This window comes from Streptomyces sp. NPDC007095 (genome assembly GCF_040634475.1).
GTDB lineage: Bacteria > Actinomycetota > Actinomycetes > Streptomycetales > Streptomycetaceae > Streptomyces.
On sequence record NZ_JBEYFS010000170.1, the window covers coordinates 1 to 26888 of the forward strand.

Below are 26888 nucleotides of genomic sequence, written 5' to 3' on the forward strand. Positions count from 1 at the left end.
GTCCCGGCAGGCGTGCCGGGACCGCCTCTCGAGAAGCCCTACGGGGTCAGCTCTCGGCGCCGACGGCCTCGCGGACCGGGTGCGCGACCGAGTGCGCGGTCTTCTTCGGCTGGCCGAGGCCCGCCGCGCGCATGGCCATCCCGACGACACCGCCGAGGACGACGATGACCATGCCGGCCCAGAAGCCCAGCGGGTTGGCCATCACCATGAAGGCACCCGCGACGCAGAAACCGATGAAGGCGATGATGACACCGGTCCAGGCGGCCGGGGTGTGACCGTGGCTGCTGCCCGCCATGACTTGCTCCTCGTTGCTGTTTGCGTGTGTGAGTCGGACGCTCGTCGTCCATTGTCCCGTACGCACGCCTGCGGCGGGAGCGCGGGGTGGCGACTGGCACGTCACATTCTGCACGTCACGACCAATGTCCCGGGCCGTAGGGCCCGGCCGGTCCGCCCGATTCCGGGTCCTAGTGCCGCAACAGGCAACGTTCGCCCCGTCGCGACGCCCGGCACGCACTCTCGCCGCACCGGCCGAAAGCCCAAGTACGTCCAGTACGAGGACTTCCGGCCGGCACGCCGAGAGCACGCACCGGACACCGCTCCTTGACGGGCAAACGTTGCCTGCCGCGGCACTAGGTCCCGGCCGGATCCGGTCCCGTCGGGTCCTCGCCCCGGTCGAGCGCCTTCCAGATGTCCTCGGGCCGGTCGGGGTCGACCGGCTTGGCCTTGCGCGGCCGGGGCGTCCCGTCGCGCTCGTAGCGGCCGGACATCGCGGGCCACAGCCGTCCGTAGCGCAGCGCGAGCAGCCCCGCGAGGAGGATGAGCGCGCCGCCCGCCGCGGCCGCGTAGGGCCAGGCGGTGTGGCTGAGGGCGCTCGCGGTGGCGGCGGTGTCGCCGGAGGCGGCCGCGGCCTTCTCGTCGAGGGCGGAGTTGTCGCTCGCGCCGAGCACCGCCGCCACGACCGTGCCCGCGCCGGAGAGCGCGAGCAGGGCGGAGACGAGGAAGCGCCCGGAGCTGCGGACGGCGAAGACGGCGACGAGTGCGGCGAGGCCCACTATGGCGAGCGCCGCGGGCACGCCCGTGACGTCGCTGCCCTTGGCGGTCAGCGGGAAGGCGCCGCCGGCCACCGTCGCGGTGCCCTCCGACCAGCTCTGCCGGGTGGAGAGCAGCGCCACGGCCGCGCCGAGGGCGCCGCTGAGCAGGGCGACGGCGAGGCTGCGGCGGCCGGACCGGGAGGGTCCTGCGGCTTCGGTTCGGGGGGGAGGTACAGCTGTCACGTACTCCACTATCGCCTGAACCCCGGGCGAACCGTCACCCGGGGTTCACGTGACCCTCGTCCTATCGCCCGAACTCGTACGGCAGAACCCGGATTCCGCCGCCTTCTACCGGTCGAGCCGGTTGGCGGTGTGCACCGCGCGCAGGACCGCGGCGGCCTTGTTGCGGCACTCGTCGTCCTCGGCGACGGGGTCCGAGTCGGCGACGATTCCGGCGCCCGCCTGGACGTACGCGGTGCCGTCGCGCAGCAGGGCCGTACGGATGGCGATGGCGGTGTCGGAGTCGCCGGCGAAGTCGAGGTAGCCGACGCAGCCGCCGTACAGTCCCCGCCGGGACGGTTCGAGTTCGTCGATGATCTGCATCGCGCGCGGCTTGGGGGCGCCGGAGAGGGTGCCGGCCGGGAAGCAGGCGGTGAGCACGTCGAAGGCCGTACGGCCCGCCGCGACGCGTCCGGTCACGGTGGACACGATGTGCATCACGTGCGAGTAGCGCTCGATGGACATGAAGTCGACGACCTCGACGGAGCCGGGCTCGCAGACCCGCCCCAGGTCGTTGCGCCCCAGGTCGACGAGCATCAGGTGCTCGGCGCGCTCCTTGGGGTCGGCGATCAGCTCGTCGGCGAGGGCCTGGTCCTCCTGGACGGTGGCGCCGCGCGGCCGGGTGCCCGCGATGGGGTGCACCATCGCCTGCCCGTCCTCGACCTTGACCAGTGCCTCGGGGGACGAGCCGACGACGTCGAAGCCGTCGAAGCGGAAGAGGTACATGTACGGGGAGGGATTGGTCGCCCTCAGTACGCGATAGACATCCAACGCGCTTGCCGTGCACGGTGTTTCGAAGCGCTGGGAGGGGACGACCTGGAAGGCCTCACCCGCCCGGATGCGCTCCTTGATGTCCTCGACGGCGTCCTGGAAGTCCGGGCCGCCCCACAGAGCGGTGTACTCGGGCAGCTCGGAGGGCGGGAGCGCGGCGGGCGGCTGGGAGACCGCGCGGGAGAGGTCGGCCTCCATGGCGTCGAGACGGGCGACCGCGTCCGCGTAGGCCTCGTCTACGCCCGTGTCGAGGTCGTTGTGGTTGATGGCGTTGGCGATCAACTGGACCGAGCCGTCCCAGTGGTCCATGACGGCGAGGTCGCTGGTGAGCAGCATGGTCAGCTCGGGGAGCTTCAGGTCGTCCCGCTCGCCGGGGCCGATCTTCTCCAGGCGGCGCACGATGTCGTAGCCGAGGTAGCCGACCATGCCGCCGGTGAACGGGGGCAGGCCCTCTCCGTGCGGTGTGTGCAGGGCCTCGATGGTGGCGCGCAGGGCGGCCAGCGGGTCCCCGTCGACGGGGACGCCGACGGGCGGGGTGCCGAGCCAGTGGGCCTGCCCGTCGCGCTCGGTCAGGGTGGCTTGGCTGCTGACGCCGATGAAGGAGTACCTGGACCAGGAGCGGCCGTTCTCGGCGGATTCCAGGAGGAAGGTGCCGGGGCGCTCGGCGGCCAGCTTGCGGTAGAGCGCGACCGGCGTGTCGCCGTCGGCGAGGAGCTTGCGGCTGACGGGGATGACACGGCGGTCGGTGGCCAGCTTGCGGAACGTCTCGAGGTCCATGGCGGCTGACCTTACTGATCCAGTGACGGTGCGCCGGAATCGGCGCCCTGGGTGTCCACGGAGGCCGCCTCCTTGAGGAGCACGTCCTCGTCGAAGCAGGTGCGGGCGCCCGTGTGACAGGCGGCGCCCACCTGGTCGACCTGGACCAGGAGGGTGTCGGCGTCGCAGTCGAGGGCCACGGACTTCACCCACTGGAAGTGGCCGGAGGTGTCGCCCTTCACCCAGTACTCCCGGCGGCTGCGCGACCAGTACGTGCAGCGGCCCGTGGTGAGGGTGCGGTGCAGCGCCTCGTCGTCCATCCAGCCGAGCATCAGCACCTCACCGGTGTCGTACTGCTGGGCGATGGCGGGGACGAGTCCGTCGGTGCCGCGCTTGAGACGCGCGGCGATCTCGGGATCCAGGCCGCTGGGACTGCTGGGCGGGGGCGTGCTGGTCATGCCGACCATTGTGCCGCGCTCGTGGGACGCACCCGCCGGTTGTCCACAGGCCGGACCGTGCTCCCCCGCCCGCAGGTGTCCACTGTGCGCGGTCCCGGGGCGGTCGTAGGCTTGCTGGCATGTCGACCCATGCCAAGCGTGAACGACTTCTCCTCGCCGACCTTTTGGAGGCCGAGGGCCCCGACGCCCCGACCCTGTGCGAGGGCTGGAACACCCGTGACCTCGCCGCGCACGTGGTGGTGCGCGAGCGCCGCGCGGACGCCGCGGGCGGGCTGCTGGTCAAACAGCTCGCGCCGCGTCTGGAGCGGGTGCAGGCGGAGTTCGCCGAGAAGCCGTACGAGGAGCTGATCCAGCTGATCCGTACGGGCCCGCCACGCTTCTCGCCCTTCGCGCTGAAGCAGATCGACGAGGCGTCGAACACGGTCGAGTTCTACGTCCACACCGAGGACGTGCGGCGGGCCCAGCCGGACTGGACGCCGCGCCCGCTGGACCCGGTCTTCCAGGACGCCCTGTGGTCCCGCCTGGAGCGCACCGCCCGCCTCGCCGGCCGTGGCGCCCCGACCGGCCTGGTGCTGCGCCGCCCGGACGGCCAGACGGCGGTCGCCCACCGGGGCACACCGGTCGTGACGGTGACCGGCGAGCCCTCGGAGCTGCTGATGTTCGCCCTCGGCCGGCAGAAGACGGCCGACGTGGAGCTGGAGGGCGACAAGGACGCGATCGCGAGACTGAGCGAGACGAAGCAGCTGGGTCTCTGAGCTGCCTCACCGAACCGGGAGCGGCTCCGAACCGCCGGTCCTGCCAGACATCCGAGCGGCCCGCTCAGCGCGGCAGCTCGGCGCGGCGCAGGGGACGGGAGCAGAGGGCGATGATCCCGCTCAGGGCGCAGATCGCGGCGCAGGCCGTGAAGACCGGGCCGGTGCCCCACCGGTCGACGGCCCAGCCGACCACCGGGAAGGTGAGCGGCGCGACGCCGAAGCTGACCAGGGTCGAGACCGAGATGACCCGACCGGCGTAGGCGGGTTCGGTCTGCGCCTGCACCAGCGCACCGCTCAGGGCCCCGCCCAGCCCGGCCAGCAGTCCGATGAGCAGTGCCACACACGCCCCGGCGGCGACGGACGCCACCTGTGCGAGCCCCCCGATGGCCACCGAACCCGCGACGGTCGTCAGGGCCATCACGAGTCCGGCGCGGGGCACCCGCCCCCGCAGGGCGAGCAGCAGGGACGCGGCACCGGCGCCGGTCCCGAACCCGGCGAGCACCCAGCCCATTCCGGACGACCCCCATCCGCGCTGCTGCGAGAGCAGGGTCAGGCCGAGGTTCATCGGTCCGACGAACCCCAGGTCGGAGAGGGCGACGGCGAGCACCAAAGGGCGGAGCACCGGGTGTCGGCGGATGCGCCGGAGCCCGTCCCGGAGTTCGGCCATGACCGCTCCGCGCGCCTTCTCGTCGTCCACGGGCAACTGCCCGACCCGTATGGTCAGCAGCATCGGCAAAGACACCCCGATCAGCAGCGCGGCCAGTGCGAACGCTCCGGCGGTGCCGCCGAGGGCCACGCCCAGGCCGCCGAGCGGACCGCCGAGGACGGTGGCGAGCCGGGTCGCGAGGCCCCGCATGCCCTGGACCCGGGCGAGCTGGCTCCGGGGGGCGAGCAGGGCGGGGAGAGCGCCCGCGGCGGGCAGGAAGACGGCGTCCACGACCCCGAAGAGCACGGCCACCGCGCCCAGCGCCCAGAGGCCGGGACCGGTCGCGAGGAGCAGCCCGGCGGCGGTCAGGACGAGGGCGCAGCGCACCGCGCTGCTGCCGACGACCACGCGACGCGGCCCGAACCGGTCGGCGACCACTCCCCCACCGAGCATCAGCAGGGCGCGGGGCACGGCACTGGCGGCCGACACGAGCCCGGCCTGTGCGGGCGTCCCGGCCTGGACGGCGGCCCAGGACAGGGCGATGTAGTAGACGTTGTCGCCGATCGCCGAGGAAGCGTACGCGCCGAGCCAGCGCAGCACGTTGGAGTCGCGGTGGGCGGGCCGTTCGCCGGCCACGCCCGACCGCAGCGCGGTGACGCTCATGGGGTGTGTCCTCTCAGACCCGGACGAGACCCGGACCAGACGCGTCCCAGACGCGGCCGAGATGCGTCTCAGACGCGGAACGGGAAGGCGTACGTGTGCACCGCGACGTTCTCGCGGCCTTCGGTGTCACCGGCCTCCTCGGCGGCCCGGCCCCGCTCCGTGTAGGCCTTGAACAGGGCCTGCATGTCCGCGACCAGCTCGGACAGCTCACCGGCCGTCAGCCGCATCACGGACTCGGAGGACTCTGCGGCGCGGTTCCACTCGGGCGTCCAGTGAGCCCGTTCGTCGAGGTAACGGCGGTACAGGTCGGCGCGCTGCTCGGAGAAGAGCCGACTGGCCGCGGTGTACACAGCGGCCTTCTCGGGCGCGCCGCGGAAGTCCTCGTCGCGGATGCTGACCCCGTCCGAGGCGGGCTGCCACCAGCGCTCCCGGCCGTCGGCGCTCTGTGCCGGCGCCTCCTCGATCACGCCGTGCTCGGCCAGCTTGCGCAGGTGGTAGCTGACCAGTGAGACGGCCTCGTCGACCTGTTCCGCCAGCTGGGAGGCGGTGGCGACCCGGGCCACGATGAGGCCCCGGTAGAGCTTCATCCGCAACGGATGGGCCAGCGCCTTGAGCGTGCCCATGTCCGTGATCCGGCGGTTCTCCTTGCTTGCCATGTCCCCAACCGTAGATACGAAAGAAAAATTGCACAACATATTTTGCGCAACTTATCTTTTGTATCTGCCCGCAAGTGAGCCCCGGCCACCCGGTGACCGGGGCTCAGCGCACTGCGTGCACCGCCGACGTCAGCGAACGGGGTGCCCCGCCCCGTGCAGCGCCTCCTTCACCTGGCCGATCCGCAGATCCCCGAAGTGGAAGACGGACGCGGCGAGCACCGCGTCGGCGCCCGCGGCGATGGCAGGCGGGAAGTCGGCGAGCCGGCCCGCGCCCCCGCTGGCGATGAGCGGCACGGTGACGTGCCTCCGGACGGCCTCGATCATCTCGATGTCGTAGCCGTCCTTCGTGCCGTCCGCGTCCATCGAGTTGAGCAGGATCTCGCCCGCGCCCAGCTCGGCAGCCTGGTGTGCCCACTCGACCGCGTCGATGCCGGTGCCCTTGCGCCCGCCGTGGGTGGTGACCTCGAAGGTCCCCCCGGGAGTGCGCCGGGCGTCCACCGACAGCACCAGCACCTGCCGCCCGAACCGCTCCGCGATCTCCCGGATGAGTTCGGGCCGGGCGATCGCCGCCGTGTTGACCCCGACCTTGTCGGCACCCGCCCGCAGCAGCTTGTCGACGTCCTCGGCGGTGCGTACGCCGCCGCCCACGGTGAGCGGGATGAAGACCTGCTCGGCCGTACGGCGCACCACGTCGTAGGTGGTCTCGCGGTTGCCCGAGGACGCGGTGATGTCCAGGAACGTCAGCTCGTCGGCGCCCTCGGCGTCGTACACCTTGGCCATCTCGACGGGGTCGCCCGCGTCGCGCAGGTTCTGGAAGTTGACCCCCTTGACGACCCGGCCGTTGTCCACGTCCAGGCAGGGGATGACTCGTACGGCAAGGGTCATGCTGCGGACACTCCGTCTTCTCCGCCGGAGCGGAACGCCTCCACCTCGACCTCGACGACCAGTCGCGAGTCCACGAAACCGGAGACGATGATCATGGACGCGGCGGGGCGGACGGTGTCGAACAGCTCCTTGTGGGCGCGTCCGACCTCCTCCACATCCCGGGCGTGGGTGATGTACATGCGGGTACGGACGACGTCGTCACGGCCGAGGCCGAGCTCCCGCAACGCGGCGAGCGCGACGTTGAAGGAGTTGACCGCCTGCTCGTACGGGTCGCCGTCGACGATCGCTCCGTCGATCACGGAGGTGCAGCCGGAGACCAGCACCAGGCCGTTCGGCAGCTCCACCGCGCGGGAGTAGCCGAAGGCGTCCTCCCAGGGTGCGCCGGTCGTGACACGTCGTACGTCGCTCACTTGGCTACCGCCTCCAGGGCCTCTTCCAGGGTGAACGCCTTGGCGTAGAGGGCCTTGCCGACGATGGAACCCTCGACGCCCAGCGGCACGAGCTCGGCGATGGCGCGCAGGTCGTCCAGGGAGGAGACCCCGCCGGACGCGACGACCGGGCGGTCCGTCGCGGCGCACACATTGCGCAGCAGCTCCAGGTTCGGGCCCTGCAGCGTGCCGTCCTTGGCGATGTCCGTGACGACATAGCGCGCGCAGCCCTCGGCGTTGAGGCGCTCCAGCGTCTCGTAGAGGTCGCCACCGTCGCGGGTCCAGCCGCGGCCGCGCAGCGTCGTGCCGCGTACATCGAGACCGACCGCGATCTTGTCGCCGTGCTCGGCGATGACCTTGGCGACCCACTCGGGGGTCTCCAGGGCGGCGGTGCCGAGGTTGACCCGGGTGCAGCCGGTGGCGAGGGCCGCGGCGAGCGTGTCGTCGTCGCGGATGCCGCCGGACAGCTCGACCTTGATGTCCATGGCGCCGGCGACCTCGGCGATCAGCTTGCGGTTGTCGCCGGTGCCGAACGCGGCGTCCAGGTCGACGAGGTGCAGCCACTCGGCGCCCGAGCTCTGCCAGGCGAGGGCGGCCTCAAGGGGGGAGCCGTAAGAAGTTTCCGTCCCGGACTCGCCGTGCACGAGCCGGACGGCCTGGCCGTCGCGGACGTCGACGGCGGGGAGGAGTTCGAGCTTGCTCACAGTGTTCCGATCCAGTTGGTGAGGAGCTGGGCTCCGGCGTCGCCGGACTTCTCGGGGTGGAACTGCGTGGCCCACAGGGGGCCGTTCTCGACGGCCGCCACGAAGGGCTTGCCGTGCGTCGACCAGGTCACCAGGGGTGCGCGCAGCGCCGGGTTGCCCACCTCCAGGGACCAGTCGTGGACGGCGTAGGAGTGCACGAAGTAGAAGCGCGCCTCGGGGTCGAGCCCCGTGAAGAGCTGGGAGCCGGCCGGGGCGTCGACCGTGTTCCAGCCCATGTGGGGCACGATGTCGGCCTGGAGCGGCTCGACCGTGCCGGGCCACTCGTCGAGGCCCTCGGTCTCCACGCCGTGCTCGATACCGCGCGCGAAGAGGATCTGCATACCGACGCAGATACCCATCACCGGGCGGCCGCCGGACAGACGGCGGCCGATGATCCAGTCACCGCGGGCGTCCCTGAGGCCCTTCATGCAGGCGGCGAAGGCGCCGACGCCGGGCACCAGCAGCCCGTCCGCGTTCATGGCCTTGTCGAAGTCACGCGTTATCTCGACCTCGGCGCCCGCGCGCGCGAGGGCACGCTCGGCGGAACGCACGTTCCCGAAGCCGTAGTCGAAAACGACGACCTTCTTAGGAGCGGTCAATTCCACACCTCCAGCCTCATGACGCCCGCGATCAGACACATCGCGGCGCCGATGGAGAGCAGCACGATGAGGCTCGCGGGCATCTTCTGCTTGACGAAGGAGTAGACGCCGCCCAGGAGGAAGAGTCCGACGACGATGAGGATGGTGTTGAGGCCTGTCATGGCTTTACAGCGCGCCCTTCGTGGAGGGGAGGATGCCGGCGGCGCGCGGGTCGCGCTCGGAGGCGTACCGCAGCGCCCGGGCGAGCGCCTTGAACTGGCACTCCACGATGTGGTGCGCGTTGCGCCCGTAGGGCACGTGCACGTGCAGTGCGATCTGGGCCTGGGCGACGAAGGACTCCAGGATGTGCCGGGTCATCGTCGTGTCGTACTCGCCGATCATCGGCGCCATGTTCTCGGGCTCGGTGTGCACGAGGTACGGGCGGCCCGACAGGTCGACGGTCACCTGGGCGAGGGACTCGTCCAGCGGGACCGTGCAGTTGCCGAAGCGGTAGATGCCCACCTTGTCGCCGAGTGCCTGCTTGAAGGCGGCGCCGAGCGCGAGGGCGGTGTCCTCGATGGTGTGGTGCGAGTCGATGTGCAGGTCGCCCTCGGTCTTCACGGTCAGGTCGAACAGACCGTGCCGGCCGAGCTGGTCGAGCATGTGGTCGTAGAAGCCGACACCCGTCGACACCTCGACCTTGCCGGACCCGTCGAGATCGATCTCGACGAGGACCGACGTCTCCTTGGTCGTCCGCTCCACTCTTCCGACGCGGCTCATGCGCTCTGCTCCTTCTTCAACTCACGGACCGCGTCCAGGAACGCGTCGTTTTCGGCCGGGGTGCCGGCGGAGACCCGCAGCCATCCCGGTACGCCGTTGTCCCGGACCAGGACGCCCCGGTCGAGGATCTTCTGCCAGGCCTCGTGGGAGCCGCCCTCGCCGTCGAATCGACCGAACTGGACGAAGTTCGCGTCGGACTCGGTCACCTCGTACCCGATCGCACGCAATTCGGCGACCAGGCGGTCCCGCTCGGCCTTCAGCTGCTCGACGTACCCGAGCAGCGTGTCGGTGTGCTCCAGGGCGGCCAAGGCGGTGGCCTGCGCGACGGCCGACAGGTGGTAGGGCAGCCGTACGAGCTGGACCGCGTCGACGACCGCGGGGTGCGCGGCGAGATAGCCGAGGCGCAGTCCGGCCGCGCCGAACGCCTTCGACATCGTCCGCGACACGACGAGATTCGGCCGGCCTTCGATCAGCGGCAGCAGCGAGTCGCCGTGGCTGAACTCGATGTACGCCTCGTCGACCACGACCATGGAAGGCCTGGCGGCCTGCGCCGCCTCGTACAGCGCGAGGACCGTCTCACGCGGCACCGCGTTGCCCGTGGGGTTGTTGGGGGTGGTGATGAAGACGACGTCCGGGCGGCTCTCGGCGATGGCCCGCTCGGCGTCGGCCCGGTCGATCGTGAAGTCCTCACTGCGGGGACCCGAGATCCAGGCCGTGCCGGTGCCGCGCGCGATGAGCGCGTGCATCGAGTACGAGGGTTCGAAGCCGATCGCCGTACGGCCGGGGCCGCCGAAGGTCTGCAGCAGCTGCTGGATGACCTCGTTCGAGCCGTTGGCCGCCCAGACGTTCTCGACGCCGACCCGGTGCCCGCCGGTCCTCGTCAGGTACTTGGCCAGCTCGGTACGGAGCTCCACCACGTCGCGGTCGGGATAGCGGTTGAGGTTGCGGGCGGCCTCGCGGACCCGCTCGGCGATCCGCTCGACGAGCGGTTCGGGCAGCGGGTACGGGTTCTCGTTGGTGTTCAGCCGTACGGGCACGTCGAGTTGGGGCGCGCCGTAGGGGGACTTGCCGCGCAGCTCGTCCCGTACGGGAAGATCGTCGATACCGGTCACTTGCTCTCAGGAACCTTCCACCCGAAACGAGCCTTGATCGCCGCCCCGTGGGCCGGCAGGTCCTCCGCCTCCGCGAGCGTCACCACGTGGTGCGCCACCTCGGCGAGGGCGTCGCGCGTGTAGTCCACGATGTGGATCCCGCGCAGGAAGGACTGGACACTCAGCCCCGAGGAGTGGCAGGCGCAGCCGCCGGTGGGCAGCACGTGGTTGGAGCCCGCGCAGTAGTCGCCCAGCGACACCGGCGCCCAGGCGCCTACGAAGATCGCGCCCGCGTTCTTCACCCGGTCTGCGACGGCGGCAGCGTCCGCCGTCTGGATCTCCAGGTGCTCGGCGCCGTACGCGTCGACGACCCGCAGGCCCTCGTCCACGCCGTCGACGAGGACGATCGCGGACTGCCTGCCGCGCAGCGCGGGGACGATCCGGTCCTCGATGTGCTTGGTGGCCGCGACCTGCGGTTCCAGCTCCTTCTCCACCGCTTCGGCCAGCTCGACGGAGTCCGTGACGAGGACGGCGGCGGCGAGCGGGTCGTGCTCGGCCTGGCTGATCAGGTCGGAGGCCACGTGCACCGGGTCGGCGGTCTCGTCCGCGAGGATCGCGATCTCGGTGGGACCGGCCTCGGTGTCGATGCCGATCTTGCCCGTGAAGTAGCGCTTGGCGGCGGCGACCCAGATGTTGCCGGGCCCGGTGACCATGTTCGCCGGGGCGCAGGACTCGGTTCCGTGCGCGAACATCGCGACGGCCTGGGCACCGCCGACCGCGTACACCTCGTCGATGCCGAGGAGGGCGCAGGCGGCGAGGATCGTGGGGTGCGGGAGACCCCCGAACTCCTTCTGCGGCGGGGAGGCGAGCGCCATGGAGGCGACTCCGGCCTCCTGCGCCGGAACCGCGTTCATGATCACTGACGAGGGGTAGACCGAACGTCCGCCGGGCGCGTACAGGCCGACGCGCTCGACCGGTACCCACTTCTCGGTGACCGAGCCGCCCGGCACGACCTGCGTGGTGTGCGCGGCACGGCGCTGCTCGCGGTGGACCAGGCGGGCGCGGCGGACGGACTCCTCCAGGGCCGCGCGCACGGCCGGGTCGAGCTGTTCCAGGGCGTCGGTGAGCGCCTGGGCCGGAACCCGTACGGATGCCAGCTGCACCCCGTCGAATTTCTCCGCGTAGTCGATCAGCGCCGCGTCCCCACGATGATGCACGGCCTCGCAGATCGGACGCACCTTCTCCAGGGCGGCCTGTACGTCGAAGTCGGCTCGGGGCAGCAGGTCGCGCAGGGCGGAGCCCTCGGGGAGGGCGTCGCCGCGCAGATCGATTCGGGAGATCACGGTCCCAATTCTCTCAGACGGCGATAAGACGCCGGACGCCTGTATCAATGGCTGATACAAGCCGTCCCAGGCTCCCCCTGGAGATCTCCGTCACCAGTAGCGTTCGGTCCGTCACACAGCGGGCATGAACGGCTGTACGAAACCCGCGAGTAGCTGGGGAGGGAGGGACGTGACGTGACCGAGGGCGCCGGCCCCCGCAGCGGGGACCTGCCGGACGAGTTGACCGCCGCCGAGGCCGGGATGTGGCAGGCCTTCCGCAACGGCAGCGTGTACGACCTGCGCGGCGGGGACATGACCGTGGACGATCCGCACGGCGGCCATCCCTGGGGGCCCGAGCGCAGTGTCCGGGCCCGGATCGTGGCGTGGCTGCTGCTCGACGGGCCGCCCGCCCTCCAGGGGCGGGTCGCCTCCCTGAAGCTGACCGGCGTGCAGATCACGGACGTCCTCGACCTCGCGGGAGGCACGGTGGTGCCGTACGTGGAGCTGAAGGGCTGCCGGTTCGAGAAGGAGATCCTGCTGCCGGAGGCGCACTTCACGACCGTGCGCCTGGTCAACTGCTCGGTGCCGCGCCTGGAGGCCGCCCGGGTGCACACCGAGGGCGATCTTCACCTGCCCCGCTGCCGCTTCCACAACGGGGTGCGGCTGACCGACGCGCGCATCGGTACGGATCTGCTGCTCAACCAGGCCGTGGTCTACCGGGACCGGCGTGGCCGCTCGCTCACCGGCGACGGCATGACCGTGGGACAGGACCTGCAGGCCGAGATGCTGGAGTCGCACGGCGAGCTGAGCCTGCGCGGCGCCAACGTCGGCGTCTCGCTCAGCCTGCGCGGCAGCAAGCTGAACAACCCGTACTCGCGGCTCGCCCTGAACGCTCCCCAGCTGACCGTCAACCGCACGCTCTACATGACCCCCGCGGGCCTCGGCAATCCCCTGCTGACCAGCGGCACCACCCCGGCGCGCGGGACGCTGGTGCAGCGCTTCGAATGCCAGGGCGGGATCCGCCTCGACGACGGACGGTTCGGGGACGCCCTCGACCTCGAGCGGGCCCGTTTCACCTTCGACGACGACCAGGAGCTGTCCCTGCTGCGGGTGCAGACGCCCGAGCTGCGCTTCCTCGGGGAGCGCCCCGAACGGGGCAAGGTGGTCCTGTCGGGCGCACGGATCGTCAATCTCGTCGACCGGGCGGACAGCTGGCCGGGCCCCGGCAACCTGCACATGGGCGGCTTCAGCTACGAGAACCTCGTGCCGCAGGGCGCCTTCCCGCTGACCCGGCGCCTGGAGTGGGTGGCGGCGGCGACCGCCGAGTACAGCCCGGAGCCGTACGAGCGGCTGGCCACCGTGCTGCGCGACTCCGGGGAGGACGAGGACGCGCGCGAGGTGCTGCTCGCCAAGCAGCGCCGCCGCCGCGAGACCCTGCCGCTCGCGGCCAAGCTGTGGGGGTACGCGCAGGACTGGACGGTCGCCTACGGGTATCGGCCCGGCCGGGCGGCCCTGTGGATGGCGGTGCTGTGGGCGGCGTCCTCGATCGCCTTCTCGCACGCGACCCACACCCCGGTGAACGGCGGGCATCCGCCGTGGAACGCCGCGCTGTTCGCCCTCGACCTGCTGCTGCCGGTGATCGACCTCGGCCAGGTGGGCGTCTGGCAGCTGCGCGGCGCCTGGCAGTGGCTGGCCGCGGTGGTGATCCTCCTGGGCTGGATCCTGGCGACGACGGTGGCGGCGGGGGCGACGCGGCTGCTGCGCCGCAGCTGAGGGGCCCCTCGGGACAGCATTCGGCCATACTGTTGACAGGTGTTCAACAGTAGAACAACAGTCACTTTTTACCTACCCTTGGCCATCTGACATACAACCAAACGAGGGTTACGAAAGTGTCACCGCACACCCTCTGGTACAGCTCCGACCTGCGGCTTTCAATGGTCGACACCATGGCACTGCTGCGCGCGTTCATCCGTACGGCCCGGATGGTCAAGAACACTTCGCGCCTCGCCGCCGGACTGCCCGCCGACGACGAGGTACTGCTGGACGCCCCGGACGAACGGCTCGCCCCGGCCCTCGTCGCGGCGGCCCGCGGTGAGTACGACATCGCGGCCAAACTGCTCGCCGCCACCCGCGAGGCCGCCGAGTGGGAGAACCGCGATCGCTACGCGAGACGCCTCGCCGCCTTCGCGTGCACCCGTGACGAATGGCTCCAGACCTGGCAGAGCGAGTCCCCGCACGACCCGGACGCGCTCCTGGTCAAGGCCGAACTCTCAGTGCGCCGCTGGTGGGAGTCGCCCGCCCGCGCCGAGCTGCTGCGCGAGGTCGGCCCGCTGATCGGCGCCGCCGCCGAGGGCGACCCGCGCGACCCGGTGCCCTGGCGGATCGCGCTCGACCACGCCCGTGGCACCAATGCCGGACACACCGAGTTCGAGAAGCTGTGGGGCGAGGCCGTACGCCGCTCCCCACACCACTACGGCTGCCATGTGGCCGCCCTGAAGTACCTGTCGGCCGCCTGGTACGGCTCGCACCGCGAGTGCTTCGACTTCGCCGAGCGGGCCGCGCAGGACGCGCTGCCGGGCTCACTCGTACAGGCGCTTCCGGTGCGGGCGGCCTTCGCCTATCTGACCGAGGGCGGCCGGGCCGTCATCCCGCGTGAGCGGCTCGACGAGGCGGCCGACCTCGCGATCGCGGTCTCGGCGGCATACGCGCCCGCCGACCCGTGGCCCGCGGAGGTACGCAACCTCCTCACCTACGTCCTGATCAGGCTGGAGCGCTGGCAGGACGCCCTGGACCAGCTCCGTCTGATCGGCCCGTACGCGACCTCGTTCCCCTGGGACCGGGTCTCCGACGACCCGCTGGGCCAGTTCCTGGAACTGCGCGACGGAGTCCGCCTGGAGGTCGCCTCGAACACCCCCCTCCATCCACGGAGTGAGCACGGCGGACGTGCCCGCTCCGGCGACCATTAGGCTTTCGCGTCGTGACCACCGTCCGGCTCCCGCTCTTCCCCCTGAACTCGGTACTTTTCCCGGGTCTCGTGCTTCCCCTGAACATTTTCGAGGAGCGCTATCGCGCCATGATGCGCGAACTGCTGAAGACCCCCGAGGACGAACCGCGCCGGTTCGCCGTCGTCGCCATCCGCGACGGCCACGAGGTCGCGCTCTCCGCACCCGGCATGCCGGACCAGACGGCGCTGCCGCGGCGCGGTCCCACGGCCGGGTTCGGGGACGACCCGCTCAAGGCCTTCCACGAGACGGGCTGTGTCGCGGACGCGGCCACCATCCGGGAGCGCGCCGACGGCAGTTTCGAGGTACTGGCCACCGGCACCACGCGGGTACGGCTCCTGTCCGTGGACGCCACCGGCGCGTTCCTGACGGCCGAGCTGGAGGAACTTCCGGAGGAACCCGGCGAGGAGGCCGGCGCGCTCGCCGAGGGTGTCCTGCGGGCCTTCCGCCAGTACCAGAAGCGGCTGGCGGGCGCCCGCGAACGCTCACTGTCCACCGGCGCGGACCTGCCGGACGACCCGGCGGTGGTCTCCTACCTGGTGGCGGCCGCCGTGATGCTCGACATCCCGGCCAAGCAGAAGCTGCTCCAGGCTCCCGACACGGCCACCCGCCTCCACGAAGAGCTGAAACTCCTGCGCGCCGAGACCGCCATCATCCGTAATCTGCCGTCGTTGCCGGCGTCGGAACTGACGCGCAACCCGACAAGTCTCAACTGAAGGCATCGGCACCTTGGCGAAGAAGTCGAAGAAGCAGCAGCAGTCCGGGGGCACGCCCGCGACGGTGGCCCTGACGGCGGCGGGCGTCGCGTACACGGTCCACGCCTACGAACACGATCCCGCGCACCCCTCCTACGGCGAGGAGGCCGCCGAGGCGATGGGCGTCTCCCCCGACCGCGTCTTCAAGACCCTGGTCGCGGACGTGGACGGCTCCCTCGTGGTCGCCGTGGTCCCCGTCGCGGGCTCCCTGGACCTGAAGGCCCTGGCCACAGCGGTGGGCGGCAAGCGCGCGGCCATGGCCGACCCGGCGGCCGCCGAACGCACCACGGGCTACGTCCGCGGCGGCATCTCCCCCCTGGGCCAGCGCAAGAAACTCCCCACGGTCCTGGACGCCTCGGCCCGCCGGCACGTCACGATCTGCGTCTCGGCCGGCCGCCGGGGCCTTGAGGTGGAGCTCGCCCCCGACGACTTGGCGCACCTCACGGAAGCGGTCTGCGCGCCGGTCGCCCGTGCGTGACCCCTCGACGGATGCGTCGTCCTGCGTTAAGCACGAGAGGCATGTCGAAACGAACCCGCAAACGCAAGTGGCGCACGAAGAAGGGCCGCTCGAACCACGGCCACCGACCTCCATGACCTACGCGCCCGGCCCCCCGAAGTCGTCCGGCTGACGGCCGGTGGGGGCTGAGCCCGCAGTTCCCCCCGCCCCGCGTCTTTCAGCCCGTCCGGCGTTCGAGGACGAGGCCGTTGAGGCCGATGCGGGGGTCCAGGGGGCGCAGCGCCCCTGACGGGGACTGGGGCGCAGCCCCGAGAGGACGGGACGGGCGGGGGCGGCGGGGCGAGGAAAGGCGGCCCGTCTCCCCTGTTCAGGCCGCCGGAGGCTGCGGCGGGGTCGGAGCCCCGTACGGGCTCGCGTAGGGGTCGGGATCGCGGGGACCGAACAGCGCGGTGAGGCCGAGATGAACCACCAGCCCCGCCAGGGACCACGCCAGCAACGCCCCCTTCGCCCCGAGCTTCAACGGCGCGGAGAAGGTGACCCCCTTGCCCACTTGCCTGGCGTGGGCGACCACGTTCTGCGTCGGCCCGAGCCAGATCCCGATCCGCCAGGCGAGCAGCGACCCGAGCACACCCCCCACCGCCAGCGCTACGACGAGCGGCACACCCCCACGCCGCCGCACCAGAAACACCACCGCCGCACTGACCGCACCGAACGCCAGCGCCAGCAGCGTGAACGTTCCGTCGACCCCGATGGCCTGCTCACCCTCGGTGTCCTTCAGATACACCGCGCTGTCGTCCGCGATCAGCGGCACATGCGGCGCCAGCCACCACCACAGCACGCCGAGCAGTACTCCCGCGAGCGCCACCGCCACCGTGACGACGGCGGCCTCCAGCACTTCGGTCTTCATCCCGGGACCGTCCTGTTCGTACCCGACGGTCCCCGCGCCGCCCCCGGCGGGCGGAGCCTGCCAGGCATGGGCGTCGTCGGAGGGCGGTTGATGCGGCGGCGGAGGCGGAGTCAGCGGTGCGGTCACACCGACATCGTGCCAGGCCCGGCTGTCGGCCGCGTCACCGGACGGCCGCCCGGCGGTACGCCCAGGTCGCCACCGCAAGCGAGGCCACCCCGACGCCGGCGCAGACGGCGAGGTCACCGACGACGAAGGCCCAGTCGGGGTGCGCCCCGAAGCTCCGCGCGAAGGCCTCGACGCCGTAGGTGGAGGGCAGCAGATCACGGCCGTACTGCACCACCGTCGGCAGCCGGTCCGCCGGCAGCACCCCGAGCAGCAGCGCCGCCGACATCCCCAGCTGTCCGAGCAGCGTGGCGAGTTCGGGCCGAGGCGCAAGCAGTCCGAGCGCCGCCCCGAGCCCGGCGAGCGCGGCACCTGCGAGCGGGATCACCGCGACGAGCACCCACAGATGAGCCATCGGCAGCCCGAAGAGGACACAGCCGACGACGGCGGTGACCACGGTCCCGGGCACGGTGAAGGACGCGTACGCGCCCGCGGCACCGAGCACGACGGCGGCCGGCGGCACCGGCAGGGTCGCGTAGTGGTCGAGCCCGCCGCCGGCCCGCAGCTGTCCGAAGTACTGCGCCAGCAGGTTGAGCCCGACGAAGGCGACGACCAGGACGGATGCCCCGGCCACGATGGACCGGGCCTCGCCCCCGCCGTCCACCACGCCACGCATCATGACCATGATGCCGACGGACTGGACCGTGGCCACGAACAGCAGCGGAATCCGCGCCACGCGCGCGCGGGAGAGCTGGGCCCGGTACATGGCGGCGAGGGAGGGCCACAGCCGCGCCCTCGGCCCGAGTTCGGCGGCGTCACCGGCGTCCTCGGCCATGGACAGCGCACTGCCCGGCAGCACCTCAGCGGGTACGGCACTCACGTCGAGCTGCTCCTCTTCACTCCGGCAGCCGTCCTGTCCCTGTTTCCGACACCGATTCCCACGCCGCCTCCCACACCCACGACGCCCCTCCCCGTCCGTACAGACTCCCCTACGGATTCCGGACCCCGCGCGCTCACGCCTTCACCAACCCCTGCGCATTGCCGCCGAGGGCGAGGTACACGTCCTCCAGGCTCGGCGTGGCCAGCGTGAAGTCGTCGAGCGCGGCGAACGCGGCGCCCCCGGTGACCGTGGCGACGGCCGCGCGGGCCTCCTCCGGGGCGAGCCGCAGGGTCCAGCGGCGGCCCGACTCGACGGCGCGGGCGCGCAGCGCGGCGACCTCGGGCACGTCCAGCGGGGCGTTCTCGCGCCAGACGAGTTCGACCCGCACCTCACCGGCGACCCGCTCCTTCAGCCCGGCCGGCGTGTCGCAGGCGATGACGCGGCCCCGGTCGAGGACGGCGACCCGGTCGAGGACGGTCTCGGCCTCGATGACGTTGTGGGTGACCAGCAGCACGGTGGCGCCGTGCTCGGCCCGGCGCCGGTCGACGGCGGACCACACCGCCCGCCGGGCCACGGGATCCATGCCGGTGGTCGGCTCGTCGAGGACGAGCAGCGGCCGCTGCCCGACCAGCGCGGCGGCGAAGCACGCCAGCCGCCGCTGCCCGCCGGAGAGCTTCTTCAGGGGGCGGGAGGCGATCGGGGTGAGGCCCAGCTCGTCGAGTACGGCGTCCCGCTCGGCCCGCGCCTCGCGCAGTTCGAGCCCGCGCAGCCGCCCGGTCGTCTCCGCGGCCAGCGACACGGTCAGCTCGTCGAGGGCGGTGGACTCCTGTCCCAGGTAGGCGAGGATGCGCGCAGCCCGTTCGGGGTGACGCACGATGTCGTGTCCGAGGATCTCGACGCTGCCGCTGTCCGGGCGCATGAGCCCGGTCAGCTGGCGTACGAGGGTCGACTTCCCGGCGCCGTTCGGCCCGAGCAGTCCGAAGATCTCGCCGCGCCGGATGTCCAGCCGTACCCCGTCGGTGGCCCGCACCTCGGGGGTACCGGGGCTGCCGCGGCGTCCACGGACGGCCGGGTAGGTCTTGGTCAGCGCGCGCACCGAGCACACGACATCGCCCCTGTGCCCGTTCCGGACTGTCTGTGCCGTGCGCGTACTCACGAAGGACGAGCCTACGGGGTCCGATGCCCCGTTATGCGCCCGGGGCCCTCGCCTCAGTCGGTCCACGAGCCGTCCTGGCCCGGGTCTCAAAGGTCTGGCGCGCCGAAGAAGCGCCCCCGCCCACCCGGACCGGAAGAGCACACCCGGGGTTCAACCGCTCCCCCGGTTCACTCCCCGGCAGGGGCGTGCTCCGCGGCCGTACGCACATCGATCTCCCGCCAGAACCCCGCCCTGATCGCATACCGGTCGTGCTCGTCGATCTGGTCGTCCTTGTGGGCGAGCAGCCCGAAGCGCGCGGCGTAGCGCAGCAGCTCGCCGTCCACGCGGTGCGGCACCCGCGGGTACATCGTGGACAGCTTCTGCAGGTGGCTCGGGTCGGTGAGCCGCTCCATCCAGCGGCGCGCGAAGACCTGCCCCACCTCGTAGGGATCGCCGCCGACCGTGGTGATGTCCTCCTCGCGGTCGGCCCATCGCTGCTCGGCGGAGGTGAGCTGGGCGAGCGTGGGCAGCGCGGCGGCCTCAGTGGACTCCGTGGCACCCCCGGGGCGTTCGATCCACCCCTTGTCGGACGACCACCGCAGCGTCGCGCTGGCGGGTTGCTGCGGGGCCTGGACGCCCGGTGCGCGCAGTGCGGCCAGGTCCTTCGGTGTGGGCACGCCCTTGGGGGCGGGAACCCGCTCCTCGGCCCCGTTCTGCGACTCGGCGACGGGGCTGTGCTCCGCGGCCTCGGAGGGCCGCTCGGCCGCGCCGGCGAGCGACGAGTCGGGCAGCGGCGCGGAGAGGATCGCGGCGATCTCGGGGCGCGGCACGGGCTGCGGCGCGCAGATCCCGCCGAGGTCCCTGGCCCGTACGGCCTTGGTGATCCACGCCCGGTCCAGCACCCGGCGCTCGTCGGCCTCGGCGACCAGGTCCTCGGACTGGTTGTAGTCGCCGTCCGCGGCCTGCACGGCCCACAGGTGTACGGCGACGCCGTGCTCCTTGGCGGCCATCATGCCCGGCAGCAGGTCCCCGTCGCCGGTCACCAAAACCACGTCGGAGCAGGCCCGGTTGCGGGCCAGCTCGGTCAGCTCGGCGTGCATGGCGGCGTCGACGCCCTTCTGCGCCCACCGCCCGTCGCTGCGGGTCAGCGCGCCGAGGCGCACCGTGACCCGTGGCATCACGCGCAGTCGGCGGTGCTCCGGTTGCGGTACGCGGTCGGGGGCGCCGTCGAACCAGTAGATGCGCAGCAGGGGCCGCTCCGTGTCGGACTCGGCGCGCTCGCGCAGTCCCTGGATGAGGGCGGCGTGGTCGACGGTGATCCGGGATCGCGAAGGCTCCCCGGCGAGGAGACTGGCGGCAGCCCCGAGCAGATACCCGGCGTCCACCAGGACGATGCAGCGGTCCACGCGGTCCACCCTCTTTCCGGTTCCGGGAGATTCGCTTCGGGCTTCCTTCGAGTCTGCCCGACGGCGCGGAGGTTAACGGCCCGAACTCGATCTTCGGCGTGGCGTATCGGGGGATAACGCTCCGACAGGCCTTATTACGCACGGTAATTCTCCGAAATGCACTGCTTGTCAGGCTATGTGAATCTGGATCCGGCCCTGACCCCTAGGGCCCCACAGGAGGCAATCACCATGGCCAAGAACAAGAACCGCAAGCAGGGCGGCCAGCAGGACCGCTCCTCGCAGGCCGAGCGTGCGCAGGAGCAGGCGCAGCGGTCCTCGACGGAGGCTCACACGCCGATGTCGCAGGCGCAGGGCAGCCCCGCGGACGTCGCCCGCAAGCAACAGAAGCGCTTCGGCCACAACTGAGGCCGCGTGTAAGGGCTGTTGAAGCCCAGGCACACACCGAGGGGCACATCCGACAACGGATGCGCCCCTCGCGTACATCATCTGATCCTGTCAGCTGATCCTGTCAGCTGATCCCGTCAGCTGATCCCGTCAGCCCGCCAGGCAGGACGGGCCCAGCAGCACCTTCAAGTCACCGAACAGCGCCGGATCCGGCTTCACCCGGTGCCGGTCGAGCCGCAGCACGGTGGTCTTGCGCGGGCCCTGGAGCCTGATGCGCACCTCGCTCTCGCCCTTGTGGTGGCTGAGGATCTCGCCGAGACGGCTCACCATCGGCGGGGTGACCTTCAGCGCCGGGATCGTGAGGATCACGGGCGCGTTGGTGCCCGCGTTCGACAGGTCGGGGACCTGGAGCTCCATCGCGACCAGCCGCGGCACGTCCTCGCGCTTGTCGAGGCGTCCCTTGACGAAGACGACCGCGTCCTCGACGAGTTGGGTCGACACCAGCTGGTACGTCGCCGGGAAGAACATGCACTCGATGGAACCGGCCAGGTCCTCCACCGTGGCGATCGCCCAGGCGTTGCCCTGCTTGGTCATCTTGCGCTGGAGGCCCGAGATGATGCCGCCGATGGTGACGACCGCGCCGTCCGCGTGCTCACCTCCGGTGAGCTGGGAGATGCCCGCGTCTGCCTTGTCGGACAGCACGTGCTCCAGGCCGAAGAGCGGGTGGTCGGAGACGTACAGACCGAGCATCTCCCGCTCCTGGGCGAGCAGATAGGCCTTGTCCCACTCGTCGGTGGTGAACTCCACGTCGAGTCCGAAGCCCGGCTCGCTGGTGTCCTCCTCGCCCATGCCACCGAAGAGGTCGAACTGGCCCTCGGCCTCCTTGCGCTTGACCTGCACCACGTTGTCGATCATCGGCTCGAACTGCGCGGTGAGGCCCTTGCGGGTGTGCCCCATCGTGTCGAACGCGCCCGCCTTGATCAGCGATTCCGTGGTGCGCTTGTTGCAGGCGACCGCCTCGACCTTGTCCAGGTAGTCCGGGAAGGATGCGTACTTCCCCTTGGCCTTACGGCTCTTGATGATCGACTCGACGACGTTCGTACCGACGTTGCGGACGGCGGAGAGCCCGAAGAGGATCACGTCGTCGCCCTGCGCGGCGAAGTTCTGCTCCGACTCGTTCACGTTCGGCGGCAGCACCTTGATGCCCATGCGCCGGCACTCGTTCAGATAGATCGCGGACTTGTCCTTGTCGTCCTTGACCGAGGTGAGCAGGCCCGCCATGTACTCGGCGGGGTAGTTCGCCTTCAGGTAGGCGGTCCAGTACGAGACCAGTCCGTACGCGGCCGAGTGGGCCTTGTTGAAGGCGTAGCCGGCGAAGGGCACCAGCACGTCCCACAGGGCCTGGATCGCCTCGTCGCTGTAGCCGTTCTTCTGGGCGCCGGCCTGGAAGATGGTGAAGTTCTTCGCCAGCTCGTCGGGCTTCTTCTTGCCCATCACGCGGCGGAGGATGTCGGCCTCGCCGAGCGAGTACCCGGCGATGATCTGGGCGGCCTTCTGCACCTGCTCCTGGTACACGATCAGGCCGTAGGTGACCGCCAGGACCTCCTGGAGGGGCTCTTCGAGCTCCTTGTGGATCGGCGTGATCTCCTGGAGCTTGTTCTTGCGGAGCGCGTAGTTCGTGTGCGAGTCCATGCCCATCGGGCCGGGACGGTAGAGCGCCGAGACGGCGGAGATGTCTTCGAAGTTGTCGGGCTTCATCAGGCGCAGCAGCGAGCGCATGGGGCCACCGTCGAACTGGAAGACGCCGAGGGTCTCGCCGCGCTGGAGCAGTTCGAAGGTCTTCGGGTCGTCGAGCGGGAGGGCCAGCAGGTCGAGGTCGACGCCCTTGTTGGACTTCACCATCTTGACGGCGTCGTCCATGATCGTGAGGTTGCGCAGGCCGAGGAAGTCCATCTTCAGCAGGCCGAGCGACTCGCACTGCGGGTAGTCCCACTGCGTGATGGTCACGCCGTCGGTGTGCCGCACCCAGACCGGGGCGTGGTCGACGATGGGCTCGCTGGACATGATGACGCCGGCGGCGTGCACGCCCATCTGCCGGACCAGGCCTTCGACGCCCTTGGCCGTGTCGATGACCTTCTTCACGTCCGGCTCGTTCTCGTACATCGCGCGGATCTCGCCGGCCTCGCTGTAGCGCGGGTGCGAGGAGTCGGTGATGCCGCTGAGGTCGATGCCCTTGCCGAGGACGTCGGCGGGCATGGCCTTGGTGAGGCGGTCGCCCATGGCATACGGGTAGCCCAGGACGCGCGCGGAGTCCTTGATGGCGTTCTTCGCCTTGATCTTTCCGTAGGTGCCGATCATGGCGACCTTGTCGGCGCCGTATTTCTCGGTCACGTACCTGATCACCTCGACGCGCCTGCGCTCGTCGAAGTCGATGTCGACGTCGGGCATGGAGACGCGCTCGGGGTTCAGGAACCGCTCGAAGATCAGACCGTGCGGAATCGGGTCGAGGTCGGTGATGCCCATGGCGTACGCGACGATCGAACCGGCCGCCGAGCCACGGCCCGGGCCCACGGCGATGCCCTGCTTCTTGGCCCACATGATGAAGTCGGCGACGACGAGGAAGTACCCCGGGAACCCCATCTGGATGATGACGTCCATCTCGTACTCGGCCTGCTTCTGGCGGTCCTCGGGGACGCCGCCGGGGAAGCGGCGCTCCATGCCGAGGCGCACCTCCTCCTGGAACCAGGTGATCTCGGTGTAGCCCTCGGGGATGTCGAACTTCGGCATGAGGTTCTTCGCCTCGAACATGCCTGCGGTGTCGATCTGCTCGGCCACCAGGAGGGTGTTGGCGCAGCCCTGCTGCCAGGCGTCCGAGGAGTCGACGGCGTACATCTCGTCCGTGGACTTCAGGTAGTAGCCGGTGCCGTCGAAGCGGAAGCGGTCCGGGTCGGAGAGGTTCTTGCCGGTCTGGATGCACAGCAGGGCGTCGTGGGCGGTCGCCTCGTGCGCGTACGTGTAGTGCGAGTCGTTCGTCACCAGGGGCGGGATGCCGAGCTTCTTGCCGATGTCCAGGAGTCCGTCGCGGACCCGGCGCTCGATCTCGATGCCGTGGTCCATCAGCTCCAGGAAGTAGCGGTCCTTGCCGAAGATGTCCTGGTACTCGGCGGCCGACTTCAGTGCCTCGTCGTACTGGCCGAGGCGCAGGCGGGTCTGGAGCTCGCCGGAGGGGCAGCCGGTGGAGGCGATGAGCCCCTCGGACCACTGGGAGATGGTCTCCTTGTCCATGCGGGGCCACTTCTGGAGCCAGCCCTCGGCGTACGCGTCCGAGGAGAGCTTGAAGAGGTTGTGCAGGCCGGTCCGGTTCGCCGCCCAGATCGTCTTGTGCGTGTAACCACCCGAACCGGACACGTCGTCGCGCTTCTGGTGGGGCTGGCCCCACTGGATCTTGCGCTTGTTGCGCCGGGACTCGGGGGCGACGTACGCCTCTATGCCGATGATCGGCGTGACGCCCGCCTTCTTCGCCGTGTGGAAGAAGTCGTACGCCCCGTGGAGGTTGCCATGGTCACTCATGGCGATGTGCGTCATGCCCATCTCATTGCAGGCATTGAACATGTCCTTGAGCCGCGCGGCACCGTCCAGCAGCGAGTACTGGGTGTGGACGTGCAGGTGCGTGAACGGCGGCTTTGACACGGCTTCGGCCTCCAAGGAGAACAATCGTCGACAGGCTGCGGACAGTCTGGGGGGACAGCGTCGAAGTCTATGACGCGCCACTGACACTGGAGACGAACACTGGGCGCGAAGCTCCTCGATGAGGGGCGGTGGTCGGGTGACGGGCGGGCCGATCACCCGTACCTTCATCCGGGGCGCGGGGCACGCGCGCGTACCGTTCGTCCCCGGCGCGCGGGCACTCCCGCGTACCTTCGTCCGTTGGGACAGGACGGAAGCAACCGTCCCGGCGGACGGACACGTCCTTCCCTCATGTCACGCACCACCTGCACCAGGAGGCACCCAGCGATGTCGGTCCCGCAGCTCAGCGCCGAGCAACGCGGCGAGCAGATCCTCGCCGTCTTCGACACCGCCTTCGGCGAGCTCCTGGCCGCCGACCCGGCCGCGTTCCGCGTCAAGTTCCGCAAGATGGCGGCCTCCGCCTTCGCGTTCTACCGGGGCACGGCGGGCCTCTTCTACCACGACCTCACCGCGGAGATCGGGTTCGGGCCGAGGCGCGGCGGACCCTACCTGGACGAGCGCACCTCCCGCGTGTGGATCCACGGCGACCTGCACGCCGAGAACTTCGGCACGTACATGGACGCCAACGGCCGCCTGATCTTCAACGTGAACGACTTCGACGAGGCGTACGTCGGCCCCTTCACCTGGGACCTCAAGCGATTCGCCGCCTCCGTGGCCCTCATCGGGTACGCGAAGGCGCTCAGTGACGACCAGATCACCGAGCTGGTCAAGGTGTACGCGGGCGCCTACCGCGAGCGCATCCACGCGCTGGCCACCGGCGCCAAGAGCGACGAGGTGCCGCCCTTCACGCTGGACACGGCCGAGGGCCCGCTTCTGGACGCGCTGCGTGACGCCCGCTCGCTGACCCGCTTCGGGCTGCTCGACTCGATGACCGAGATCCGCGACTTCGAGCGCCGTTTCGCGCCCGGAGGCGGCTCCATCGAGCTCGACGCGGCCACCCGCTACAAGGTGCTCGCGGCCTTCGACGGCTACCTGGAGACGCTCCCGGAGTCCTCCCTGGCCCGCCCGGACTCCTACCGGGTGAAGGACGTCGTCGGCCGCCGCGGCATCGGCATCGGCTCCGCCGGGCTGCCCTCTTACAACATCCTTCTGGAGGGCAACAGCGACGCCCTGGAGAACGATGTCGTGATCTACATCAAGCAGGCCCAGACCCCAGCGGTCTCCCGGCACATCACGGACTCCTCGATCCGCGAGTACTTCCAGCACGAGGGCCACCGCACGGTGATCTCCCAGCGCGCCCTGCAGGCGCACGCCGACCCGTGGCTGGGCTGGACCGAGCTGGACGGCGCCGGCCAGCTGGTCGCCGAGGTCTCGCCGTACGCGGTGGACCTGGACTGGGGCGACATCGACGACCCGGAGGAGATCGCCTCGGTCGTCGCCGACCTCGGCCGGGCCACGGCCACCATGCACGCCGCGGCCGACGACGAGAGCGGCCACTCGGAGCTGGTCCCGTTCTCCACCGAGCGGGCCATCGACGCGGCGATCGCCGCCGACGAGGACGGCTTCGCGGGCCTCCTGGTGGACTTCGCGCACAGCTACGGCGCACGCGCGCGTGCCGACCACCAGATCTTCGTCGACCTGTTCCGCAACGGCCGGATCCCGGGCCTGTAGGCACCCCGGACGACGGAGCCACAACGCTCCTGTAACACATAGGAACCCTTTAGGGGGCCCTTACGGGAGCACGTGGGACACTCGGCTCCGCTATGGACATACCCGGGACCCAGCTCAGAGCCGTGCGCGCGGCACTGTTCACGGCTGTCGTCGTGACGCTCTCCACCGCGTCGCACGTGCTGCTGTCCCGGGTCCCGCTGCCGCTGGGCACCGTGGCGGCGATCGCCGCGGCCGTCTTCGTCATCGCGTACGCGCTGGCGGGCCGCGAGCGCGGCTTCGGCCGGATCGCCGCCCTGCTCATCCCGCTGGAGCTGACCGCCGACACCGTGTTCACCACGGGCCAGCACGTCTGTTACGGCAGGGCGGGCGGTCCCGTCGCGGGCCCGCTGCGCTCGGTCGGATTCGATGTGCTGTGCGGCGGCAGCGTGGGCACCCCGCTGGCCCATGTGACCGGCGGCAGCGGCGGCCGTGCCGCCGCCCTGCTGGCGCAGACCGACCCGGCCGCCGCCTGGCTGCTGCTCGCCGCCCATGTCACCGTCGGGCTGCTCGCGGCCGCCTGGCTGCGTCCTCGGCCTGCTCCAGGGGCTGTCTGCCCTCGCGCTGCTGGCGTTCGTCCCCTGTCTGACCGCGTTCGTCCGCAGGTACGGCAGCGACGCCCGG

Annotated in this window: 27 protein-coding genes; 8 read left to right on the forward strand and 19 right to left on the reverse strand. The window is 70.9% G+C overall.

Features of this window, described 5'->3' with window-relative positions:
* Nucleotides 1-46 precede the first annotated feature (46 nt).
* From ABZ656_RS40910 to hisI, 4 genes are all read right to left on the reverse strand, one after another.
* On the reverse strand, nucleotides 47-295 hold the full coding sequence (locus ABZ656_RS40910; RefSeq protein WP_101405679.1) for an HGxxPAAW family protein: 249 nt from the start codon (nucleotides 293-295) through the stop codon (nucleotides 47-49).
* Between the two features lie 334 nt (nucleotides 296-629).
* A complete protein-coding gene (locus ABZ656_RS40915) occupies nucleotides 630-1283 on the reverse strand; it encodes a TIGR02234 family membrane protein (protein WP_101405678.1) in 654 nt (217 codons plus the stop codon).
* 96 nt (nucleotides 1284-1379) lie between these two features.
* The gene (locus ABZ656_RS40920; protein WP_101405677.1) at nucleotides 1380-2858 is read right to left on the reverse strand and encodes an anthranilate synthase component I; all 1479 of its coding nucleotides are present in this window, start codon (nucleotides 2856-2858) and stop codon (nucleotides 1380-1382) included.
* A gap of 11 nt (nucleotides 2859-2869) precedes the next feature.
* Nucleotides 2870-3295 (reverse strand): phosphoribosyl-AMP cyclohydrolase, encoded by a 426-nt coding sequence (hisI, locus tag ABZ656_RS40925; protein ID WP_360275316.1) that lies wholly within the window; start codon nucleotides 3293-3295, stop codon nucleotides 2870-2872.
* A gap of 119 nt (nucleotides 3296-3414) precedes the next feature.
* On the opposite strand from hisI, the gene ABZ656_RS40930 reads away from it, so the two are divergent.
* The gene (locus ABZ656_RS40930; RefSeq protein ID WP_101405676.1) at nucleotides 3415-4050 is read left to right on the forward strand and encodes a TIGR03085 family metal-binding protein; all 636 of its coding nucleotides are present in this window, start codon (nucleotides 3415-3417) and stop codon (nucleotides 4048-4050) included.
* 64 nt (nucleotides 4051-4114) lie between these two features.
* Here ABZ656_RS40930 and ABZ656_RS40935 read toward each other — a convergent pair whose 3' ends face one another.
* From ABZ656_RS40935 to hisD, 10 genes are all read right to left on the reverse strand, one after another.
* On the reverse strand, nucleotides 4115-5359 hold the full coding sequence (locus tag ABZ656_RS40935) for an MFS transporter (protein ID WP_360275320.1): 1245 nt from the start codon (nucleotides 5357-5359) through the stop codon (nucleotides 4115-4117).
* Nucleotides 5360-5427: 68 nt separating this feature from the next.
* Complete coding sequence (locus ABZ656_RS40940; RefSeq protein WP_101405674.1) at nucleotides 5428-6015, reverse strand: helix-turn-helix domain-containing protein; 588 nt, start codon at nucleotides 6013-6015, stop codon at nucleotides 5428-5430.
* A gap of 129 nt (nucleotides 6016-6144) precedes the next feature.
* The gene (gene hisF, locus ABZ656_RS40945; protein WP_101405673.1) at nucleotides 6145-6900 is read right to left on the reverse strand and encodes an imidazole glycerol phosphate synthase subunit HisF; all 756 of its coding nucleotides are present in this window, start codon (nucleotides 6898-6900) and stop codon (nucleotides 6145-6147) included.
* The gene (locus ABZ656_RS40950; RefSeq protein WP_101405672.1) at nucleotides 6897-7310 is read right to left on the reverse strand and encodes a RidA family protein; all 414 of its coding nucleotides are present in this window, start codon (nucleotides 7308-7310) and stop codon (nucleotides 6897-6899) included. Before ABZ656_RS40950 ends, hisF begins: the two co-directional genes overlap by 4 nt.
* The gene (gene priA / locus ABZ656_RS40955; RefSeq protein WP_067363806.1) at nucleotides 7307-8032 is read right to left on the reverse strand and encodes a bifunctional 1-(5-phosphoribosyl)-5-((5-phosphoribosylamino)methylideneamino)imidazole-4-carboxamide isomerase/phosphoribosylanthranilate isomerase PriA; all 726 of its coding nucleotides are present in this window, start codon (nucleotides 8030-8032) and stop codon (nucleotides 7307-7309) included. Before priA ends, ABZ656_RS40950 begins: the two co-directional genes overlap by 4 nt.
* Nucleotides 8029-8676 (reverse strand): imidazole glycerol phosphate synthase subunit HisH, encoded by a 648-nt coding sequence (gene hisH / locus ABZ656_RS40960; protein ID WP_180362559.1) that lies wholly within the window; start codon nucleotides 8674-8676, stop codon nucleotides 8029-8031. Before hisH ends, priA begins: the two co-directional genes overlap by 4 nt.
* Nucleotides 8667-8831: a hypothetical protein gene (locus ABZ656_RS40965; protein WP_054231464.1), complete on the reverse strand. Its 165-nt coding sequence runs from the start codon at nucleotides 8829-8831 to the stop codon at nucleotides 8667-8669. The genes hisH and ABZ656_RS40965 overlap by 10 nt, the downstream gene beginning before the upstream one ends.
* A gap of 4 nt (nucleotides 8832-8835) precedes the next feature.
* Nucleotides 8836-9429: an imidazoleglycerol-phosphate dehydratase HisB gene (gene hisB / locus ABZ656_RS40970; RefSeq protein WP_054217455.1), complete on the reverse strand. Its 594-nt coding sequence runs from the start codon at nucleotides 9427-9429 to the stop codon at nucleotides 8836-8838.
* On the reverse strand, nucleotides 9426-10541 hold the full coding sequence (locus ABZ656_RS40975; protein WP_101405670.1) for a histidinol-phosphate transaminase: 1116 nt from the start codon (nucleotides 10539-10541) through the stop codon (nucleotides 9426-9428). Before ABZ656_RS40975 ends, hisB begins: the two co-directional genes overlap by 4 nt.
* On the reverse strand, nucleotides 10538-11863 hold the full coding sequence (gene hisD, locus ABZ656_RS40980) for a histidinol dehydrogenase (protein ID WP_101405669.1): 1326 nt from the start codon (nucleotides 11861-11863) through the stop codon (nucleotides 10538-10540). Before hisD ends, ABZ656_RS40975 begins: the two co-directional genes overlap by 4 nt.
* Nucleotides 11864-12037: 174 nt before the next feature.
* Here hisD and ABZ656_RS40985 point away from each other — a divergent pair, with 174 nt between their 5' ends.
* From ABZ656_RS40985 to ybaK, 4 genes are all read left to right on the forward strand, one after another.
* Complete coding sequence (locus tag ABZ656_RS40985; protein ID WP_360275329.1) at nucleotides 12038-13615, forward strand: oxidoreductase; 1578 nt, start codon at nucleotides 12038-12040, stop codon at nucleotides 13613-13615.
* Nucleotides 13616-13788: 173 nt separating this feature from the next.
* Entirely contained in the window at nucleotides 13789-14808 is a 1020-nt protein-coding gene (locus ABZ656_RS40990) for a hypothetical protein (protein WP_101408206.1), read from the forward strand.
* 11 nt (nucleotides 14809-14819) lie between these two features.
* Complete coding sequence (locus ABZ656_RS40995; RefSeq protein ID WP_101405667.1) at nucleotides 14820-15560, forward strand: LON peptidase substrate-binding domain-containing protein; 741 nt, start codon at nucleotides 14820-14822, stop codon at nucleotides 15558-15560.
* Between the two features lie 13 nt (nucleotides 15561-15573).
* Complete coding sequence (ybaK, locus tag ABZ656_RS41000) at nucleotides 15574-16077, forward strand: Cys-tRNA(Pro) deacylase (protein ID WP_101405666.1); 504 nt, start codon at nucleotides 15574-15576, stop codon at nucleotides 16075-16077.
* Nucleotides 16078-16423: 346 nt separating this feature from the next.
* Here ybaK and ABZ656_RS41005 read toward each other — a convergent pair whose 3' ends face one another.
* From ABZ656_RS41005 to ABZ656_RS41020, 4 genes are all read right to left on the reverse strand, one after another.
* A complete protein-coding gene (locus ABZ656_RS41005) occupies nucleotides 16424-17089 on the reverse strand; it encodes an AAA family ATPase (protein ID WP_101405665.1) in 666 nt (221 codons plus the stop codon).
* A 34-nt stretch (nucleotides 17090-17123) separates the two neighbouring features.
* A complete protein-coding gene (locus ABZ656_RS41010) occupies nucleotides 17124-17945 on the reverse strand; it encodes an ABC transporter permease (protein ID WP_180362558.1) in 822 nt (273 codons plus the stop codon).
* A gap of 133 nt (nucleotides 17946-18078) precedes the next feature.
* Entirely contained in the window at nucleotides 18079-19101 is a 1023-nt protein-coding gene (locus ABZ656_RS41015) for an ABC transporter ATP-binding protein (RefSeq protein ID WP_360275335.1), read from the reverse strand.
* A gap of 167 nt (nucleotides 19102-19268) precedes the next feature.
* Nucleotides 19269-20486, reverse strand: a complete 1218-nt coding sequence (locus tag ABZ656_RS41020; protein WP_101408205.1) for an NYN domain-containing protein — start codon at nucleotides 20484-20486, stop codon at nucleotides 19269-19271.
* Nucleotides 20487-20714: 228 nt separating this feature from the next.
* Here ABZ656_RS41020 and ABZ656_RS41025 point away from each other — a divergent pair, with 228 nt between their 5' ends.
* Entirely contained in the window at nucleotides 20715-20891 is a 177-nt protein-coding gene (locus ABZ656_RS41025) for a hypothetical protein (protein ID WP_360275338.1), read from the forward strand.
* A gap of 129 nt (nucleotides 20892-21020) precedes the next feature.
* Here the strand turns inward: ABZ656_RS41025 and dnaE are convergent, their stop codons facing one another.
* Complete coding sequence (gene dnaE, locus ABZ656_RS41030) at nucleotides 21021-24560, reverse strand: DNA polymerase III subunit alpha (RefSeq protein ID WP_101408204.1); 3540 nt, start codon at nucleotides 24558-24560, stop codon at nucleotides 21021-21023.
* A gap of 324 nt (nucleotides 24561-24884) precedes the next feature.
* On the opposite strand from dnaE, the gene ABZ656_RS41035 reads away from it, so the two are divergent.
* On the forward strand, nucleotides 24885-26228 hold the full coding sequence (locus ABZ656_RS41035) for a DUF2252 domain-containing protein (RefSeq protein WP_101405662.1): 1344 nt from the start codon (nucleotides 24885-24887) through the stop codon (nucleotides 26226-26228).
* A gap of 92 nt (nucleotides 26229-26320) precedes the next feature.
* Nucleotides 26321-26888 (forward strand): hypothetical protein (locus ABZ656_RS41040; protein WP_360275343.1); only part of this gene is annotated, 568 nt, incomplete at its 3' end.

Excerpts from the sequence above, each read along its gene's own strand:
- ABZ656_RS40910 (WP_101405679.1), bottom strand. The coding sequence starts at position 295 with ATGGCGGGCAGCAGCCACGGTCACACCCCGGCCGCCTGGACCGGTGTC.
- ABZ656_RS40920 (WP_101405677.1), bottom strand. The coding sequence starts at position 2,858 with ATGGACCTCGAGACGTTCCGCAAGCTGGCCACCGACCGCCGTGTCATC.
- hisI (WP_360275316.1), bottom strand. The coding sequence starts at position 3,295 with ATGACCAGCACGCCCCCGCCCAGCAGTCCCAGCGGCCTGGATCCCGAG.
- ABZ656_RS40930 (WP_101405676.1), top strand. The coding sequence starts at position 3,415 with ATGTCGACCCATGCCAAGCGTGAACGACTTCTCCTCGCCGACCTTTTG.
- ABZ656_RS40935 (WP_360275320.1), bottom strand. The coding sequence starts at position 5,359 with ATGAGCGTCACCGCGCTGCGGTCGGGCGTGGCCGGCGAACGGCCCGCC.
- ABZ656_RS40940 (WP_101405674.1), bottom strand. The coding sequence starts at position 6,015 with ATGGCAAGCAAGGAGAACCGCCGGATCACGGACATGGGCACGCTCAAG.
- hisF (WP_101405673.1), bottom strand. The coding sequence starts at position 6,900 with ATGACCCTTGCCGTACGAGTCATCCCCTGCCTGGACGTGGACAACGGC.
- ABZ656_RS40965 (WP_054231464.1), bottom strand. The coding sequence starts at position 8,831 with ATGACAGGCCTCAACACCATCCTCATCGTCGTCGGACTCTTCCTCCTG.
- hisB (WP_054217455.1), bottom strand. The coding sequence starts at position 9,429 with ATGAGCCGCGTCGGAAGAGTGGAGCGGACGACCAAGGAGACGTCGGTC.
- ABZ656_RS40990 (WP_101408206.1), top strand. The coding sequence starts at position 13,789 with ATGGCACTGCTGCGCGCGTTCATCCGTACGGCCCGGATGGTCAAGAAC.
- ABZ656_RS41025 (WP_360275338.1), top strand. The coding sequence starts at position 20,715 with ATGGCCAAGAACAAGAACCGCAAGCAGGGCGGCCAGCAGGACCGCTCC.
- ABZ656_RS41035 (WP_101405662.1), top strand. The coding sequence starts at position 24,885 with ATGTCGGTCCCGCAGCTCAGCGCCGAGCAACGCGGCGAGCAGATCCTC.